The sequence below is a fragment of the Paenibacillus ehimensis NBRC 15659 genome (assembly GCF_004000785.1).
In the GTDB taxonomy this organism is placed as follows: Bacteria; Bacillota; Bacilli; order Paenibacillales; family NBRC-103111; genus Paenibacillus_G; species Paenibacillus_G ehimensis.
The window spans coordinates 1-17,570 of sequence record NZ_BILX01000046.1 but is presented as its reverse complement, the minus strand read 5'-3'; the positions used below and the strand labels follow the sequence as shown (position 1 = coordinate 17,570).

General features: G+C 45.9%; 14 protein-coding genes and 4 pseudogenes. 12 read left to right on the top strand and 6 right to left on the bottom strand.

Annotation, left to right across the window (positions count from 1 at the left end; translation table 11 throughout):
- Nucleotides 1–21: 21 nt before the first annotated feature.
- Nucleotides 22–423 (bottom strand): RidA family protein, encoded by a 402-nt coding sequence (locus PEH01S_RS22550; protein ID WP_127488137.1) that lies wholly within the window; start codon nucleotides 421–423, stop codon nucleotides 22–24.
- 284 nt (nucleotides 424–707) lie between these two features.
- On the opposite strand from PEH01S_RS22550, the gene PEH01S_RS22545 reads away from it, so the two are divergent.
- The 6 genes and pseudogenes from PEH01S_RS22545 to PEH01S_RS22520 all read left to right on the top strand — a co-directional run bounded on the left by PEH01S_RS22545 (nucleotide 708) and on the right by PEH01S_RS22520 (nucleotide 5,585).
- Nucleotides 708–1,184, top strand: coding sequence for a MarR family transcriptional regulator (locus PEH01S_RS22545; RefSeq protein ID WP_025845557.1), 477 nt, complete (start codon nucleotides 708–710; stop codon nucleotides 1,182–1,184).
- 669 nt (nucleotides 1,185–1,853) lie between these two features.
- Nucleotides 1,854–2,366, top strand: a complete 513-nt coding sequence (locus PEH01S_RS22540; RefSeq protein ID WP_025845558.1) for an SRPBCC domain-containing protein — start codon at nucleotides 1,854–1,856, stop codon at nucleotides 2,364–2,366.
- 356 nt (nucleotides 2,367–2,722) lie between these two features.
- Nucleotides 2,723–3,000: pseudogene (locus PEH01S_RS22535) on the top strand (heavy metal translocating P-type ATPase); the annotation flags it as partial.
- Nucleotides 3,001–3,315: 315 nt separating this feature from the next.
- Nucleotides 3,316–4,143, top strand: coding sequence for a helix-turn-helix transcriptional regulator (locus tag PEH01S_RS22530; protein WP_025845560.1), 828 nt, complete (start codon nucleotides 3,316–3,318; stop codon nucleotides 4,141–4,143).
- Nucleotides 4,144–4,229: 86 nt separating this feature from the next.
- Nucleotides 4,230–5,213, top strand: a complete 984-nt coding sequence (locus tag PEH01S_RS22525; RefSeq protein ID WP_127488135.1) for an ABC transporter substrate-binding protein — start codon at nucleotides 4,230–4,232, stop codon at nucleotides 5,211–5,213.
- 12 nt (nucleotides 5,214–5,225) lie between these two features.
- The gene (locus PEH01S_RS22520) at nucleotides 5,226–5,585 is read left to right on the top strand and encodes a cupin domain-containing protein (RefSeq protein WP_127488134.1); all 360 of its coding nucleotides are present in this window, start codon (nucleotides 5,226–5,228) and stop codon (nucleotides 5,583–5,585) included.
- Nucleotides 5,586–6,227: 642 nt separating this feature from the next.
- Here the strand turns inward: PEH01S_RS22520 and PEH01S_RS22515 are convergent.
- Entirely contained in the window at nucleotides 6,228–7,640 is a 1,413-nt protein-coding gene (locus tag PEH01S_RS22515; protein ID WP_127488131.1) for a stalk domain-containing protein, read from the bottom strand.
- 141 nt (nucleotides 7,641–7,781) lie between these two features.
- Here PEH01S_RS22515 and PEH01S_RS22510 point away from each other — a divergent pair, with 141 nt between their 5' ends.
- The 3 genes and pseudogenes from PEH01S_RS22510 to PEH01S_RS22500 form a co-directional block, all read left to right on the top strand.
- Nucleotides 7,782–8,492, top strand: coding sequence for a response regulator transcription factor (locus PEH01S_RS22510; protein ID WP_025845564.1), 711 nt, complete (start codon nucleotides 7,782–7,784; stop codon nucleotides 8,490–8,492).
- Between the two features lie 3 nt (nucleotides 8,493–8,495).
- A complete protein-coding gene (locus PEH01S_RS22505; RefSeq protein WP_127488129.1) occupies nucleotides 8,496–9,347 on the top strand; it encodes a HAMP domain-containing protein in 852 nt (283 codons plus the stop codon).
- Nucleotides 9,287–9,427 (top strand): annotated as a pseudogene (locus PEH01S_RS22500) (IS6 family transposase); the annotation flags it as partial. The gene PEH01S_RS22505 and the pseudogene PEH01S_RS22500, both read left to right, overlap by 61 nt.
- 766 nt (nucleotides 9,428–10,193) lie before the next feature.
- On the opposite strand, the gene xylB reads toward PEH01S_RS22500, so the two are convergent.
- Both xylB and xylA read right to left on the bottom strand, forming a co-directional pair.
- Nucleotides 10,194–11,684, bottom strand: coding sequence for a xylulokinase (xylB, locus tag PEH01S_RS22495; protein WP_127488127.1), 1,491 nt, complete (start codon nucleotides 11,682–11,684; stop codon nucleotides 10,194–10,196).
- 36 nt (nucleotides 11,685–11,720) lie between these two features.
- Nucleotides 11,721–13,034, bottom strand: coding sequence for a xylose isomerase (xylA, locus tag PEH01S_RS22490; RefSeq protein WP_127488125.1), 1,314 nt, complete (start codon nucleotides 13,032–13,034; stop codon nucleotides 11,721–11,723).
- Between the two features lie 154 nt (nucleotides 13,035–13,188).
- On the opposite strand from xylA, the gene PEH01S_RS22485 reads away from it, so the two are divergent.
- The 3 genes and pseudogenes from PEH01S_RS22485 to PEH01S_RS36200 all read left to right on the top strand — a co-directional run bounded on the left by PEH01S_RS22485 (nucleotide 13,189) and on the right by PEH01S_RS36200 (nucleotide 15,531).
- On the top strand, nucleotides 13,189–14,391 hold the full coding sequence (locus PEH01S_RS22485; protein ID WP_127488123.1) for an ROK family transcriptional regulator: 1,203 nt from the start codon (nucleotides 13,189–13,191) through the stop codon (nucleotides 14,389–14,391).
- Between the two features lie 284 nt (nucleotides 14,392–14,675).
- Nucleotides 14,676–15,077, top strand: a pseudogene (locus PEH01S_RS35535) (spore germination protein); the annotation flags it as partial.
- A gap of 37 nt (nucleotides 15,078–15,114) precedes the next feature.
- The gene (locus tag PEH01S_RS36200; RefSeq protein WP_127488119.1) at nucleotides 15,115–15,531 is read left to right on the top strand and encodes a GerAB/ArcD/ProY family transporter; all 417 of its coding nucleotides are present in this window, start codon (nucleotides 15,115–15,117) and stop codon (nucleotides 15,529–15,531) included.
- A gap of 180 nt (nucleotides 15,532–15,711) precedes the next feature.
- Here PEH01S_RS36200 and PEH01S_RS22470 read toward each other — a convergent pair whose 3' ends face one another.
- Both PEH01S_RS22470 and PEH01S_RS22465 read right to left on the bottom strand, forming a co-directional pair.
- Nucleotides 15,712–17,148 (bottom strand): flavin monoamine oxidase family protein, encoded by a 1,437-nt coding sequence (locus PEH01S_RS22470; RefSeq protein ID WP_127488173.1) that lies wholly within the window; start codon nucleotides 17,146–17,148, stop codon nucleotides 15,712–15,714.
- Between the two features lie 132 nt (nucleotides 17,149–17,280).
- Nucleotides 17,281–17,570 (bottom strand): annotated as a pseudogene (locus PEH01S_RS22465) (sulfite oxidase); the annotation flags it as partial.

The window sequence follows — 17,570 nt, the reverse complement described above, 5'->3', positions numbered from 1 at the left end:
ATAACCTCTTTTCTTAAAACATTATGGGAAGATCACGATAGCGTCTATTTCGATAAGCCATTCAGGATCGGCTAGTGCTTGAACGCCTATATAGGTACTTGCTGTCTTCGGCCAGTTAGGGCCAAACACATGAAATCCGGCGTCAAAAATAATCGAAATCAATTCCGGGTTGTGGTTTACCACAAATATATTCATTTTTGCAATGTACGATGGCTCCGCTCGCGCGGCTTCCAATGCATACTTTAGATTGGTGAACACTTGAATCGCTTGCGCGTAATAGTCCCCTGAACCGACCAATGCTCCTGTTTCATCTACAGAAACCTGACCTGAGATGAAGGCTAATTTAGAGGCAGTAGTTACCACGACATGAGAAATTACAGATGTAACCTTATCCGTCAATGTCTTTGGATTCACGATTTCCATAAGCAAGTATGCTCCATTTCCATATTTATAAATCTTCTCTTGAAAAGTGGATAAGTGTTTCCGGCAGAACCTCCTTTATCAATTATTGTTTCATGTGAACTCTTTTTAATCCTTATAAAAAAGGTTGAAATAAAAATAATATATAATTATTGTTTCATATGAAACAATTTTATTGTACTGGGTCACTCCTTATCCTGTCAACCCCGATATGAGCATGCCCGTTTGTTTCTCAGAAAATAATCTATGCTATAATGAAACAAATGAGTCGAGGAGCCAGCATAACCATGGATACTGCCAATAAAAACAAAACCGCAATTCATGAGTTTTTCGTTCAGTTTCTTCAGCAAAAAGAGCAATATGAAACCCGAATAACTGCAACATACCTCGAGGATATCCGGAAGCATATCGAACCGGAATTCAGATTGAACATGACGGAACTGCACACCATTGCGTGCATCGGAGAGCAGGAGCCGATCAATGTCACTTCCATCGCGGAAAGGATGAATTTAAGCAAAGGGAATACCTCCAAGATCGCAAATAAATTGCTAAAGGCAGGTTGGGTGCGAAAAGCCCAACTCAACGATAACAAAAAGGAAGTGTATTTTCGGCTAACGCCTGTCGGCAAAAAGCTATTTGCTGCTCATGATGAGCTCCATACGAAGGAAAAGCAAAGAATGTATGAATTTTTGGAAAGATACAACGAAAGCGAGCTTGAATTTATCAAACGGCTGTTTGGAGATATGGTTGACTTCTATCGCTAACGTACACTAGGATACCGGATGAGGTGTCTGCGATAGAAAGAAGCAGCGCCGCTCATGTGCGAGGTGAAACAACATTTAGCGCATTGAAGATTGCAGCGGGTACAGTGCAAGATCTATGAAACTATCGAACGTCTGCGAGATGAAATCCGACGGCTTCAAGAACAACGTAATGCTTTGAAAGAGGGCAATATCGAACTATATTCAATCTAACTCAGCCCGACATTTGATTTAAAAAAAGAGTTAAATAATCCCAAAAGATGGACACATCATGGTAAAATACTTGTAGGAATCTTACAGTGGGAGGGGGATTATTTCCATCCTCGCCAACTGTTGATGTATTTGACAGATTACTTTATAACGATGTGCGAAAAAGGAAAAATAGCCTGTACGAACCCCAACATGCAGGCGTTTACATTCTTAATGGCTCAATATGGCGCGTTCATTAACGATTTGGAAGCTGGTAACGATTATCCTGATATGAGTCTCGATCAGTTCATACAAGAGAACGTGAAAATCTTCGTTCAGTCTCTAACTCTTTCCAAAACGGCTAAAAGTCCGTAAAGAGGATACACCCGATTACGATCTCATGGCCGATCTTCTGGTTCAGGCATCAAGCACTCTGTAGCAAAGTAGGGGAATAGTTCCCTTCAAAAAACAAGGAGGATTTTCATGGATAACAATCTGAATCAATCGTTCGAAATTGCATTTACACGTGTATTCGATGCCCCTCGCGAACTCGTATTTAAAGCGTGGACAGAGCTCGGACATTTCGCGAAATGGTGGGGACCAAAGGGGTTCACCCTCGAAGTCGTTAAAATGGACGCTCGATCAGGTGGCGAGTTTTTAGGTTTTCAGACGTCTCCTGACGGAAATCTGGTTATGTGGAGAAAATTTGCATACCAAGAGGTTGTCGAACCTGAGAAAGTGGCCTATATCCAATCCTTTTCCGATGAGCAAGGCAATACGGTCCGAGCGCCTTTTAGCGTGAGCTGGCCTCTTGAAATTATGAATATCATAACGCTAGAAGATGACGAAGGTAAAACTGTTTTAAAACTGAAAGGTTGGCCTGTGAACGCTTCCGCTGAGGAACAAGAAACCTACAACGGTATGGCTCCAATGCTTCAACAAGATCTTGAGGGTACTTTCGATAAACTTGCCGACTATCTTGTCTCCCTGAATTAGAATGCGTTAAAAAAGTTAATCGGCAAAAAACTTAATCACTTTGAACATTACGTTTCAGCTGGGAATGTTTGTTCAATAAAACAGCAGCAGTCCAGGACTTGAACTATATGACTGGCTATACACAAAGTTACTGCAAGTGCATTAAACTAAAATGCCTTGTAAATCAAGGCTTTTTTGTTATGCAACCACTTTTGCTTCAATTTTTACGTGAAGCAAAGTTGGTTGCATAACATACTATTATTCCCGATAAGGTAGCAAGGTGCGACGTGGAGGCCCTTACGCCAAGGAGCCGTTCTCCCGAGTAACGACGAGCGGCAGCTCATCACAAGGACCAATAAACCTCCGAGTTGCCTCGGGGGGATGGCATCAATGATGCACCGGCACTTGCAATCGCTAATCTAGGGATTGCGATGGGGGGGACTGGCACTATGGAAACGGCCGATATGGTGTTAATGGCGGATAATTTAGAAAAACTGCCCCATACCGTTAAACTTAGCCGGAACGCGCTGCGGCGCTGATCTTGATTTTCCCGGATTTGCTTACGTTATGGATTGCGGCCATTAGCGACACGGGAGCCGCGCTCATCGTCATTTTGAATAGCATGCGATTACTAAAGTTAATTTTAAATAACTAAACAGACTAAACCACCGTGAACGACGTTGGTGTTTTTTTGTTGTCCATCGTGAATCGCATCGAGCTGTTTTTTTATACTTAAACTTAAGTGGGCTTGACAATGATAATCGTTATCAATAGTCTGAAATAGACGAGAGTCCTCTTGTCAATTTCCTCATTCCAGCGGCAGATTATTGATTACACAGCCAAGTTAAAGGAGGAGATTCGGACAATGGCTTGTTGAATCGTAAGTACTGCTTGTGGTCAAGAGCTGCACAGGGTGCATAACGATCAATCTCAGGTTAACTGGCATTACTAATGAAATGAGGTACGAAATATGAAAATCGACGTGAATCAGTTAGCGGAGCATTTTGCATACATTCCTTTTCAAGTAGAAGGAGTATATAGATATGCTAAAGATCCAGGTGTGCCTTATGCTGACTATACAGATTCTTTTCCTGGATTTGTGTTTCCACTTACAGGGAAGATCCAATTTCAATTTAATGGCACGCCCTATATCTTTTCGCCAGGAAAAGTTGTGCACGGGGGTGCAAATATGAAACTAGATCAAAAAACGTTCGGCAGAACCGACTGGGAATATATTCTTGTGTTGTACCGGATATGTGACTCGAAACTGGAAGAGTCAAGCTTTTCTCATCAGCATTTTGAACTATTAACCGGACAATCTCCTCGTCTTATCGAATTAATTACGCGTCTTTGGCATGTGTATAATCAGCGGGGAGGCATTTCGAAGTTTCAGACCGAAATGCTATTTCGCGATGTACTGAATGAAACCTTATTATGTGTTGCTAACAGGCAAAATAGCTGTGAATCCCATACTTTATTCGAGCGGGTATGTAATTATATTCATGAATACTATTATCAAAGCCTTACAGTGGCATCGCTTGCAGAACAATATAACGTTAACCGAAATCGACTTTCTTATGTATTTAGAATACATGCAGGTATGGGGCCGGCAGAATATTTATTAAAATATCGTATTCGCATGGCGCAAGAAATGCTATTTACAAGTAAAGCGCCTGTACAACAAATTGCGCAAACGGTTGGCATTGCTGACCCCTTTTATTTTAGTAGAGCGTTCAAGAAACAATCGGGTATTTCTCCAACTGAATATCGAGAGAAGTTCATCAATAATCCATGCTAATTTCAACAGGCATCCATTCTAATCTAAAAATGACTTCACTATACTAATGGCAGGCCGAAGAAAACAATAGGTTGGAGGAATAGGGTATGCGAAAGATGAAAGGCCTGCTAATCTCAATGCTATTATTAGCAGGCATACTGGCAGGTTGCAATGACGCGCCTGCTAAAAACAAAGGATCAACTACAAATGGCGCCTCTGCTTCAGCAGTCAATGCAAATTCAACTGCTTGGCCAAGAACATTTAAGGATGCCATAGGCAAAGACATTGTTATCAAGAAAAAACCCGGAAAAATAGCCGGACTATGGTATTTTTATCCTGAAATATTAGCTGCATTAGGTGAGCCGCCGGCTGCTTCTACTGAAAAGGAGTATCTATCTACTTTAGCTTATTTAAAAGGGAAGATGGATTCAACTGAAGAATTAGGAGAAAAAACGTCTCCGAATATTGAAAAAATTTTATCAGTTCAGCCTGATATTATTTTAGCGACAGAATATCATGAAAAATTTCGTGAATCAATGGAAAAGATTGCGCCAGTCATTACGTTAAACTCCAAGAGCATCTATGACAATTGGCAATATGGACTCCGCACAGTAGCCGAGATTATTGGAAAAGAAGACGAAGCGGAAAAAGTAATTGCTAACATGATGAAAGAAATCGCAACGGGGCGCGAAGCCTTAAAGTCGATGCAAGGAGAGTCAGTAGCGCTTATATTGTCTTGGGATGGAAAAACCTTTAATGTTCTAGGTGAAGGCAATCCTGTCTATACGCTTGCGTTTGATAAGGAAAAGGGACTGGGGCTTAAACCAGATCATACATTTAAAGGGGATAATAATAAATTTACTACGTTTGAAGTCATTTCCACTATCCAAGCAGACCATATTTTCCTTATAGGCGACATTACGAAAAAGGATAAATTAATGAATGAATTCAATCAAAGTAATGTATGGAATGCTATGAATGCCGTAAAGAAAGGCAATGTCTATTTAATGGATAGTTCCGCTATTACCGGCGGCCCATTAGCTATCCAATACGCTTTGCAAAATATAACAGGTTCCTTGTCGAAAAAATAGGGAGGGATTACTATCTATTACCAAGCTATTAATCTGAATGAGAAGCTATCTAAATTCAACGATCAATGGTCTCCTAAAGTCATTGGACAAATAAATGACCATCAATTTAAGCTCGTTAAGATTGCAGGGGAGTATGAATGGCACGTTCATGAAGAGACAGATAAGGTATTTATGACGATCGAAGGGGAAATGATCATTGATTTTCGTGATGGTCAGGTGAAAATTTCCAAGGGTGAGATGTTTATCGTCCCGAGGGGAGTCGAGATGAAGCCTTCTGCTGAAAAGGAATGCCATATCATGTTGGTGGAGCCTAGAAGCGTACTAAACACTGGCGGTACGGAGTCCGAATTAGCGACAGCCAACGATATTTGAATCTAGTGTTTGATTTCAAACCTTCGAGATAATTGAAATATAAAGGAAGTGTAGCGCCTCTGAGACATTGAGTTTCAGGGGCGTTAGTCCGTGGTATTAAAAAGCATTAAATTATGAAAAAACAATGCTCATTAAACTCAAGTTCCGATGAAAGCCGCCAAGCGTATTGGTGGCTTTTGTTGAAGGTGACGTAGTTTATATGGTCGAAGCCGTTTCTTATAACAAAAAACATTCTATACTAGCTATATCAGCTGAAATATTTTGTCAGAATGGAAACCTTCCTTTAAAAAAGTGTATTAACCAAAAAAAGCAAATCGATGGGTAAGTTGCTTTCACAAATCGATTTTCATAATTTCTAAGCTCCGCCAAGTGGCAGGGAAGAGCCAGAGAACTATTATTTGCCGGAAGAAGTCTGATTCCATTCCAGAGGTCGAGTGATCTTCAGCGGAACAACTGTCGATCCGACACGGGAATTGAAGCTTTTCATATGCTACGGAAAGAACAGGTTGAAATATCACCTGTTCTTTCTGATGTTGAATGGATCCATAAATTGTTCGGATTAATTGCATAAATTTTCTTACAAACTACAAATATGACAATCGTTTTATTATTTTTGCACCACAACCGCTTCGTTTTATATCATTACTTAACCGGCGTAATATTTACTGTTCTGCTTGGATTATCCCACTTTACGCTAGCTCCCAAGACTTTCGAAATAAAGCTTAACGGAACAAAGGTGCGTTCCCCGCTTTTTTCAACCGGACCATCGAGTTGGATCTGTTGATCGCCTGCCAATGCGGTTTTACCTCCTACGTTAACTGAATTGATTTTACCGTTGTAGTTGATTTGAGTGGTTTGAAAATCATTGTTCCATTCCACTGTTGCACCCAAAGCCTCTGAAACGAAACGTACGGGAACATAAATGATGTCGGCTTTGGATTTATAATAAGGATACTCTTCACTTTGAATCGGATTGCCTTTAACATTGACCTTGACATCATAATAAGTATGATCTTTATCGCTTACAGTATCGAGAATCATACCGGCCTTCGCATCCACTCGAGAAATGGAGAGATCGCGATTAAGGACATAAGCAAAGTTTCCATCCTTGCTGAAGCTGATCGCTTGCCGGGGCTCTGAAAATCCTTTAATGGTCCCGATGATGCTGTTGTCGGAGGTGCTGATTATATTAATGGTATTATCCAACTTGTTGCTGGCAAAAAGGACCTTTCCATCAGGAGAAAGGGATGCGCCGTAAGGATCGCGCCCAACCTTTACCTCGCCAATGATTTTGCCTTGCGAGATGTCCACGATGGCAATACTATTACGCCCGCTGTTTGCCGCATACATGGTAGAGCCATCGGCGGATATTGAAATCGCTCGAATCATCGAGAATCCGGAGATCTCATGGACGATTGCATTGGTTTTGACATCCACAACCGATACCTTGTCTCCCTTGAAGTTAGTAACAAACACATAACGACCGTCGGGAGATACTTTTATCCCTTGACGAGGTTGGGAGAATCCCGGAATGACAGCGGTCGTCTTATGCTGCCCGAGATCCACAACCGTTACTGTACTTTTGGCTTCATTGTTGACATACATGGTATTTCCGTCCGCGGTGACATCAGTTCCAAATGCGCCTTGACCTACCGCAACTTCATCCTTCAATGCCAGGTCTTCCGTGTTGTAAAATCGCAGGGTGCCCATTGTGCTATCCGAAACAACAAACTGCGAACCGCCGTTAATGAAAATAATGTTTCTTGGTGTGACAAAGCCGCTGATCTCCTTACGCAAAGTTCCTTTGGCAAGATCATAGACTCGAATCCATGGCTGACGACTATCCGAGACAACCGCAGTTTGCTCGTCGGGACTTACGGCCAACGAGTTATTGATAATCTCGCCGTCAAAGGGGCGGATTGCCGCAGCGGTGTTGTTTCCCGCAGCCGGGATCGAAGCCGGATTGTTATCAGCAGCAAAAATAATCGCCGGTTGAATAGCGGAAAGTACCATTCCGGCAAAAAGTACAGGTTTTATCATTTTGTTTACCATCATTCACTCATCGCCTCTCTGAAAAAGTTTTTAGCCAACGTAAGACCGGGCTCTTGACCAATGTAACGGAGAATTGTAAAGATCATATAAAGAACACGAAAGCATCATGTATGATAAAATGATAGCCGTGGAGGTGATGTTCCGATGGACAAGCTGCAGCTTGAAGGTCCTATTCTGATTGCGGACGATGATGCTTCGCTCGTCTCGTTTTTGCAGGAATACTTTGGGGCACTGAACTGCCGAGTGCTTGCCGCGAGCGACGGGCAGCGAGCTGTTGAACTGGTGAAAACTGAGGCTCCATCTTTCATCATTCTGGATATTATGATGCCTTTCATGGACGGCACTACGGCATGCTGGGAAATTCGCAAAATCAGCAGCGCGCCTATAGTCATGCTTACGGCCAAAATCGAGGAAGAGGACAAAATCCGGGGTTTCGAACGCGGAGCCGACGATTACTTGTGCAAACCGTTCAGCCCGAGAGAACTCGTCGCCCGGATGCAGGCAATTCTACGCCGGATGCGTACGTCGGAGCGGAAAGCTTCGGGGCTCATTGTGAACAATAACGCGAATTTGTCATACGATTCCGAAAGCCATCGGTTTTATTGGAAGAAAGCGCCCCTGCAATTCACGTACCAGGAAGCGCAAATCGTCATCACCTTGCTCAAAATGCAAGGAAAAGTCTGTACCCGCGAGCATTTGCTGAACGTGCTGTATCCGCTGGGCGATAAAGATGTTGTCGACCGCATCGTGGATGTGCATATCGGCAATATCCGGCAAAAGATCCGTGATACCGATCCCGGATTCGATCTCATTGAAACCGTCCGGAGCATCGGCTACCGGTTAAAGGAAGGGTAAACGGTGAAAATCAAACTCATTTACAAGCTCCTGGCGCTTAACGCGCTAGTCTTAATTTTGCTGGCAGCCGGAATCAGCATCGGATTTAGTCAGTACACGCTTCAACTGATAGAAGAAAACCGCTTGATGGTGTACCAAAATTTCCTCATGTTCCGATCGGCTACGGGGCGTTATTTTCTATATACCAGTCTAGTCATCGTTCCCCTCTCCATTGGGATTAACTGGCTGTTCATCCGTTCGATCGTCCGCCCCTTGTCCGGGATGCGGAAGCTGACTGAGCGAGTCGCGAGCGGGGATTATACCGTGCGGGCAGAGATTCGATCGAACGACGAAATCGGCGATTTGGCTCGTTCATTCAACCAAATGGGCAAGCAGCTTGAGAGGATCGAACAGCTCCGGCGAAGCCTTGTGGCGGACGTAGCCCACGAGCTCAGAAATCCGCTTTCCACGGTACGCGGCTATATGGAAGCAATGAAAGACGGCGTCCTCTCCGCAAAGCCCGAAACGCTCGATAAATGTTACCACGAGGTAGAGCGGCTCGTTTTTCTGGTGGAGGACATTCACCGTCTGGCTGTGGCGGAGAGCGATTTGAAAGCGGCCATTCCCTCAAATCCGGTCGATCTCCGGTCCGTTGCCCAAGAAGCCGCTTCAAGGTATATGCCGAAATGGGAGGAAAAAGCAATTGTGTTTCAAGAGGATGTACCGTCCTCCCCAGTCTGCGTCATGATCGACAAAGTTCACGCCGTTCGCGTATTTGAGGCTGAACTGAAAATGTGGGGTGGGGCCAAACAAATATGGAAACGACATCCAATTTGTTTAAATGGAAACATTATGAGGCAGGAATTATCTTGTTAACGGTTAGATGGTATTTGGAATATAGTTTGAGTTATCGAGATGTAGCGGAAATACTGGAAGAAAGAGGTTTGAATATCTCTATACCACGACCATGCAAATAACAAACGATTCTTATCACCAAATCTCGCTCAGTAAATAATTAAAAGGGAGTACGGATACACATCCGCAGAGATCTGGATCAAGTACCCATAAAATTAGCACGAGGTTATATCCGCGAAGTTCTTCGATAAACTACTTCAACAAAATTTATTTGCTTAGAGTAAGAAAAAACGCTAAGCCGGTCACATCCGAAGGCTTGCGGGACCCCTGGAAGGAAAAGATTTAAATGTTTTGTGCTAAGATGAAATGGGGAGGTATGGTTAAGTGAACGACTTCCCAAAAGTCTTTCCTTACAAGATGCTACGAAATTTGAACAATTTGCAGATAAACGGAAATTTAAGGAAAGGGATTACTTGATCACTAGTGCACAAGGATCCCAAGACGACGACAATTTAGGAAAATAATCCTTTAGAATTAACCTGAATTATTGATTGGAATCGGAAACCGGAAAAGAAAGTGAGTAGTTAGTAGTTCTAAGACTAGAACCAATTCATAGACATATGTACAAAATACGGGTTTTGTGAACATGTATTGATGTAATTACCAAAGAGGCTTACTTACTCTTATTAGTGACACAAAGTTTTTAACCCCGCGATATAATTTTACGCGATGTATTTTGTATTTTTTATCTAAATTAATTGCATAGACGACCTGCTTCTGGAGATTTACAACGCCGGGGCTAACGGGCTCGGCGTAAGCTGGAAGGCAGGCCGAATGAAATTTCGCCTGCCTTCCAGCTTGTGCCGATTATCTATATGCCTGTAATCTCCGATTCAAGTCCCGGGTGCTTGTGTAAATCGATTGATAAATTCCGAACAAGTCCCGATACACCGCCGCGCGCTTCGGGTCCGGTTCGAATTGCCGGTCATAGCCGACGAACCGGTCTGCGCACTCCGCGATGCTGTCGAACCAGCCGCAGCCGACCGCGGCAAGCATGGCCGCTCCTAACGCGGGGCCCTGCTCGTTGTTCAGCTTCACGACCGGAGCTTGGAAAATATCGGCCTGCATTTGCAACCAGACGTCATTTTTTGCCCCGCCGCCGATGGAGACAATCTTCCCTACTTCAACTCCCGCTCCTCTAAACAGCTCGACAGACTCATGCAAAGAGAAGGTAATTCCCTCCATCACGGCCCGAACCAAGTGCTCGCGCCGCTGCGAGCCGTCCAGCCCGATAAAGCTGCCCCTGATCACGGAATCCGCATGAGGCGTTCGCTCCCCGACGAGATACGGCGTAAACAGCAGCCCTCCCGCACCGGCCGGCGCCTCGGAAACCTTCGATAAAAAGTCTTCATAGCTTTCCCCGGCTGCAATCGTTTTCTTGAGCCAATCCAGGCTGTATCCCGCCGCAAGCGTGACGCCCATCGCATAATAACCGTCCGGCTGCGAGTGATTAAAGAAATGGATATTCCCTGTAAAATCTTTCTCCCGATCCTCATAGGATAAAATGACACCCGAGGTCCCAATGCTGCACAGAGCGTCGCCCTTCCTCAAAATACCGGCCCCGACCGCGCCGCAAGCATTATCGGCCCCTCCCGCATACACTTTCGTATCCGGCGCAAGCCCCGTCCGGCTCGCGATTTCCGGAAGCAAGCAGCCGACGAAATCCAGCGATTCCGCAAGCGGCGGACACAGGCTCATGTCGATGCCGAAAGTATCGCAAATTTCCCGGCTCCATTGCTTCCGCATCACATCGAGCAGCAGCGTGCCGGCCGCATCGGAAATATCCATATGCAGCTTGCCTGTAAGGCGATAACGCAAATAATCTTTGGGAAGCAGGAACACCGCCGCTTTGCCCCACACCTCCGGTTCATGCTCCTGAACCCAAATGATTTTCGGAAGCGTAAAGCCTTCCAATGCGGCATTTTTCGTTATTTGATACAGCTTGGGTCCAAGCTTGCTTTCAATGGCCCTGCACTGCGCCGTCGTTCTCGTGTCATTCCATAAAATAGCAGGCCGAAGGACGTTCCCTTGCTCATCCAGCAAAACCAGACCATGCATTTGTCCCGAGAAACTAATTCCTTCGATTTCCTTGGGCTCCACTCCCGACTCCCGCACCAACGCGCGCAAACATTCCACGGTTTGATCAACCCATGCCTCCGGCTCCTGTTCGCTAAACCCGGGCTGTTCGTGCAGCAGCGGATAGCTTCGCGACGACTCGCAGCGAACCTTCCCTTCTTGGTCTACCAGAAGTGCCTTAACCGAGCCGGTGCCCAAATCAATCCCTATGACGTATTTCATGCTCCATCCTCCTACGGAACCGGTCCTTCGCCCGATTTATACGGAAAAAATGTACTCGTTCAGCTCGGCTTTGATCCGTTCAAGCCTGCCGGATTTGTTGCTTATCGTTTGATTTCCGAGCGCATATTGCTCCAATTGGCGGAAATCCGCTTTGCCCGACACGATGTCCAGGCCGATGCCGCTCTTGAAGCTGCTGTAACGGTCCTCCGTAATGTTCTCAAAAAAACGGTCCTCCATCAGTTTGGCGGCCACTTTCAACCCTTTGGCGAACGTATCCATCCCCGCGATATGCGCGTGGAACAAGTCTTCCGGCTCGAACGACGATCTTCTGACCTTCGCGTCGAAGTTCACGCCGCCTGATCCGAGGCCTCCGTTTTTCAAAATCTCGTACATCGCGAGAGTAACCGCATACAGATCGGTCGGGAATTCATCCGTATCCCAGCCAAGCAGCAAATCACCCTGGTTCGCGTCGATGGAACCGAGCATCCCGTGCAAGCGGGCCACACGCAGTTCATGCTCGAAGGTGTGTCCGGCCAGCGTTGCGTGATTGGCTTCGAGATTCAGCTTGAAATGATCCTGCAGACCGTATTTTTGCAGAAATGCAATCGTGGTCGCCGCATCAAAATCATATTGGTGCTTTGTCGGCTCCTTCGGCTTCGGTTCGATCAAAAATTGCCCCGTAAACCCGATTTCTTTCGCATAAGCGACCGCCATATGATAAAATCTCGCCAAATTGTCCAGCTCGAGCTCCAAATCCGTGTTAAGGAGCGATTCGTATCCTTCGCGTCCACCCCAGAACACATAATTTTCCGCGCCCAGCTCTACCGCCGTTTCCAGCCCCTTTTTCACCTGGGCAGCCGCATACGCGTACACGTCCGCATTGGAGGTCGTTGCCGCGCCATGGACGAATCGCGGGTTCGTAAACATATTAGCCGTATTCCACAGCAGCTTCACGCCGCTTCCTTTCATATGCTCTTTTATGGACGCCACGATCACATCCAGATTGCGATTCGTTTCTTTCAGTGAATCCCCTTCAGGCGCAACGTCCCGGTCATGGAAGCAAAAATAAGGAGTGTCAATCTTCTCAAAAAATTCAAAGGCGGCCTCGACACGTACCTTGGCCAAATCCAGCCCGGTGTAATCGGCCCAGGGACGGATAGCCGTATCCGCACCAAACGGGTCGCTGCCCCCGCCTGTCAAGGTGTGCCAATAGGCTACGGCAAAACGAAGATGCTCCTCTTGCGTTTGGCCAAGCACGATTTCCGATTTGTTGTAATGTTTAAACGCCAACGGATTTTTGGAATCTTTCCCCTCGTACGGGATCTTGCCCACCGTATTGAAATAACTCATATCGATTCCTCCCTATGCTGGAATAATGGCCCAATCTCATATTAGCATCGGAAACTTTGTTTGTCTAGCAAACAAAGTAAGTTAATCTTTTATTTTTTATAATCCATGTTATGATAAAGAAAAAAGAACCAAATAGCGGCCTTTGGAGGATACCATGAAGATCACCGGCGATTTGCAGTTGATGAAAAAAATGAACAAAGCCCTTGTGCTCGATACGATACGTCATCATTTTCCGATTTCCAGGGCGGATATTTCCGTTAAAACCGGATTGAATAAAACGACGGTATCTTCCCTTGTCAACGAATTGATCGAAAGCCATTTTGTCACCGAGATCGGGCTCGGCGAATCCAGCGGCGGAAGGAAACCGATGATGCTGCTGTTTAACCAGCGAGCAGGCTACGCACTGGGCGTGGATCTCGGCGTCAATTATATGTTGGCCATGGTCACCGATTTAGGCGGTACCGTCGTAAAGGAGAAAAAAATCGAAATGACCGATTTGAGCGTGGAGACCGTAACGGAGAAACTCAAGAAATGCATTCATTCGCTCATCAAAAAAACACCCGCGTCTCCCTACGGCATTATTGGAATCGGTGTCGGCGTGCCGGGTCTTGTCGACGATCAAGGAAATATACTGTCCGCCCCCAATCTGGGATGGACCGACGTTCCCCTCCAGAACATGCTTCAGCAGGAATTCAACCTGCCGATCGCCATTGATAACGAAGCGAACGTCGGAGCTTTGGGCGAGAAGGAATTCGGCGCCGGACGCTCCGTCTCGAATATGATTTACCTCAGCGTAGGAATCGGGATCGGCGCGGGAATTATTTTGAATGATGCCTTGTATCGGGGAGTTTCCGGCTTTTCCGGCGAAGTCGGGCATATGACCCTGGCGCAGGACGGGCCCCTGTGCGGGTGCGGCAGCCGAGGGTGCTGGGAAACGTTTGCCTCGGAGAAGGCGGTCCTTCAACAAGCGAAATCCCTCCAACTCGTTGACGAGAAAATTCAGGTCGCCGATGCGATCGACAAAATCAACTTAAACACTTTGCTGCATCTGGCCAAGCGGGGAAACCGCCTCGTTATGGAATTATTCGCAAACACGGGACATTGGCTGGGGGTCGGCATTACGAATCTGGTGAATGTGTTTAACCCCGGGCTCATCGTGATCGGCAATCGCATGTCGCTGGCATCCGAATGGATTGCGGATTCCGTACGCGAAACGCTGAATTCGCAAAGCCTCTCGTTCCATCGCGATAAAATGAACGTCGTTTACGCAAAGTTAGGCATGAATTCCTCAGCCGTAGGCGCCGCATCGATGGCGATTAACCGTTTCTTTTCCGCTATGAAAGCATTTGGAGATTAACGGCTGCGGCGCAACTTCCACACTGGAAAGAACAGGTGCAACGATCCCCTGTTCTTTTTTTTATTACCCAGTCATCCCTTTCAAAAATTCGTGTCTTTTTAATCCTTTACGCGATGGGGGTCCGATTTTATTCATTAAGTGTTTATTTCAATATAGATTGGAAATAAATTTAAGGTAAGGAATGACTATAAACTCAACGCATGGGGGTGCTGGGCCTTGAAAAAAACAGTTTTCCAAACGGACTCTTACCTTCACTTGTTTCTAATAATCCGCATATGTTCCATGTTTTAAAGGATTACGCTCTCACTATCGGCGACATAAAAGAAGTCTCCGACTTTGAGAGTTTGTTCGGCTCCCTCTTATCCGGCGACGCTACTATACTTCTCGACGGTATTTCCCGCGGGATCACGGCAAGTTCCAGAGGCTGGAAAGACAGAGGCGTCACCGAGCCCTCCGCTCAGACGGTTGTACGCGGGCCGAGAGAAGCTTTTTCCGAAACCCTTCGGACCAATACCGCTCTAATCCGCCGGAGAATTAAGGACCCCAATCTTTGGCTAGAAACAGTTCGAGTTGGAAAAGTGACTAAAACCGATGTAGCCATCATGTACATAAACGGAATAGCGAATGAAAAAGTAGTTCAAGAAGTTCGCGATAGAATTGAACGCATTGACATCGACGGGGTTTTAGCAATTTTCCAGCTTACAGGAATTCGTTTGTTTTCTCATGCTTGTCCCTTTTCTCAACCGCCCTGAAAAATTTACAGCCTCTCTTGTATGGGGGGCTTCCGTAGGCGGAGTCATTTTAATCCTGTTAACCGCTTTATGTATACTTGTTCTTGGCATTGATTTTACGGCAAGAAACCTCTATCCTTCCTTTGTACTGGCCAAAAAAATAAGTATCGGTCATTTTTTGGAACGTGTGGAAGTGCTGTTGGCCGGGGCTTGGTTTTTGTCCATTTATATAAAAACGACAATCACCTTTTATATCTCTGCGTTAGGTCTCGCTCAAACTTGTGAGTTAAGAAGCTATAAACCCATAACCATGCCGTTGGGCGTAATTATGGTCGTACTTTCTTCCTGGAATTTGCCCCGAAAATTTGGTTTTCCTATGCGCTTGTTCATATGTTGCTTCTTCCTCTAGTGTTGCTGCTGGTCGCCGTGATTCGGCTGAAACGCGGAACTTTAACGAAATGAAGCTCGAGATCCGGTATGGCGTAACGCAGTATAAGTGGTCAAGGAAAAAAGCCGCTATTTCCAAGCTGAACAGTTAAAATCGTACTTACTCCCCGAGAGGGAACGTCTCCGGTTCACGCCATAGTACCTACCGGGATCTTGGCAAATCGTTCACTTCAACAGCAACCCGAATGCCAGACTCAATCGCCCCTTGCATCCACCCGTGGGTAAGGCTTGTATGTTCTCCGGCGAAGTGAACGCGTCCTTCGGGGGTGGCAACAAATGGGTGCAGCTCCGTTTGCTGACCCGGGTTGAACATCGCCCAACCACCGCAAGAAAACGGATTTTGAGCCCAGCTAACGGAAAAGCCTCTCACAAATTCTCGATAAACTTGATCCCCATGGATCGCTTTAAGGTGAAGTAAGGCATACCGAATACGCTCTTCGTTCGATAGTCCGTCCCACGGCATAACATCGTCCCCCATGGTATAACTTGCCAAAATAACAGCAGGTCCCGGTTTGCCGATTCCATGGCTGGGATAATACGTGAACCGGATGGGCAGGTCCGTTATCGTTCTGCCCCCATATTGGCCGGCTCTTTCCCAGAACCTGCTTTTGAATTCCAGCCCGATTTTCGTAGCAGTCGTATAGTGCAGCTCTCGAATCGCTTTCCATTTGCGGTGCGAGAACGAATGTCGCGGTTCTACTTCGACGAGTTTCAGAACTGGAAATGGAATGGATACTATCGCAAGGTCGCCAGAAATGCGATAGACATCCAATGTTTTCTCATCAACCGCTTGGATCGTCACTCCGTCCGAATGTTGAACCATCTTGGTCATTCTCCGCTGGAACAGGATGTCTTCTTGCAATTTCGGAAGGAATGCCCGTGGCAGCAGATCGCTGCCTCCTACAATCTCGTACAAGCGCTGTCGCATTGGCATAAAAAATCGCAAAGTTCCCAGGAAAGATTGTCCCATCAATCCTTCCATGCCGAGAAGTACTCCGATCATTTCGATAGCCCCTTCGGATAGTCCGGTTCCGAAGCGATGACGATGATATTTCAAAAAAGTATACATCGAATAGCGATCGAAATATTTCTCTACCAAAGGCCAATTGCGAATCGGGTCTTGATTTATAAAATCAAGGATGGGCTGTACCGCCATATCGAGCAATTGCTGAGCGGTTTTCCCCCTTTCGTGAGGGGCGACCGGGTATTGAAGTATATCCGGCTGACGATGATAACTGGACAGCATTGTTTTAATCCCGTTCACATACAGGATGTCATTTGGCGTTTCGTTAACAAACGGTTGAAGCGGCAGATCGAATTTCCGAATATACTCCATGACTAAATCATGTGATTCGGGTATGCGCATGACTCCTGCTTCCAGATACAATCCATTTGTAAACGGGGCCCGCAAAGTGTAGATGCGTCCTCCGACCCGATTGTCCGCCTCAATAATTTTTACGTTATGACCCGCCTCCTTCAGCAAGGAAGCTGCGACAAGCCCTGCCAAGCCTGCACCTGCAACGACGATTTTTTTCGGGACTCTTGATTTTCGGAGCCCGTGCCTGATCATGTCGATCATTTTATTGGGGGGAAGTGACGTTGGGATTGAAGGGTCCAATTGGACATCATACTCCTATCAAGTTAAAAATCTAACCTTACAGCTTGACCTGTGTTTATCCCACAAGGATGATACCCTCACGGTGTCCAATTCTTACTCTACCTTGACATGTACGGTGGAATAGGCGTTATATCCATATCCCTTTCTATTCCATCTTGCTTTTGCCGGTTGAACGAATCCGGATGAATCCGTCGCTCTCGACATTATCGTGTATTCCCCTTTCTGATTCGCGAACCATGTATAGTTCCAATGCAGCCAACTGTACGCGTCTTCCAGCCCAGGTTGAACAACGGCGGGGTTCCAATTCTCCCCTCCGTCCACAGAGATTTCAACCTTGTTAATGCAGCCCGCTCCCGTCCAGGCTAATCCGTAAATGTGATGCA

What these genes read in the sequence shown, in the direction of transcription:
- PEH01S_RS22550 (WP_127488137.1), bottom strand. Translation starts at nt 423, where the DNA reads ATGGAAATCGTGAATCCAAAGACATTGACGGATAAGGTTACATCTGTA.
- PEH01S_RS22545 (WP_025845557.1), top strand. Translation starts at nt 708, where the DNA reads ATGGATACTGCCAATAAAAACAAAACCGCAATTCATGAGTTTTTCGTT.
- PEH01S_RS22540 (WP_025845558.1), top strand. Translation starts at nt 1,854, where the DNA reads ATGGATAACAATCTGAATCAATCGTTCGAAATTGCATTTACACGTGTA.
- PEH01S_RS22530 (WP_025845560.1), top strand. Translation starts at nt 3,316, where the DNA reads ATGAAAATCGACGTGAATCAGTTAGCGGAGCATTTTGCATACATTCCT.
- PEH01S_RS22525 (WP_127488135.1), top strand. Translation starts at nt 4,230, where the DNA reads ATGCGAAAGATGAAAGGCCTGCTAATCTCAATGCTATTATTAGCAGGC.
- PEH01S_RS22515 (WP_127488131.1), bottom strand. Translation starts at nt 7,640, where the DNA reads ATGATGGTAAACAAAATGATAAAACCTGTACTTTTTGCCGGAATGGTA.
- PEH01S_RS22510 (WP_025845564.1), top strand. Translation starts at nt 7,782, where the DNA reads ATGGACAAGCTGCAGCTTGAAGGTCCTATTCTGATTGCGGACGATGAT.
- xylB (WP_127488127.1), bottom strand. Translation starts at nt 11,684, where the DNA reads ATGAAATACGTCATAGGGATTGATTTGGGCACCGGCTCGGTTAAGGCA.
- xylA (WP_127488125.1), bottom strand. Translation starts at nt 13,034, where the DNA reads ATGAGTTATTTCAATACGGTGGGCAAGATCCCGTACGAGGGGAAAGAT.
- PEH01S_RS22485 (WP_127488123.1), top strand. Translation starts at nt 13,189, where the DNA reads ATGAAGATCACCGGCGATTTGCAGTTGATGAAAAAAATGAACAAAGCC.
- PEH01S_RS36200 (WP_127488119.1), top strand. Translation starts at nt 15,115, where the DNA reads ATGCTTGTCCCTTTTCTCAACCGCCCTGAAAAATTTACAGCCTCTCTT.
- PEH01S_RS22470 (WP_127488173.1), bottom strand. Translation starts at nt 17,148, where the DNA reads ATGATCGACATGATCAGGCACGGGCTCCGAAAATCAAGAGTCCCGAAA.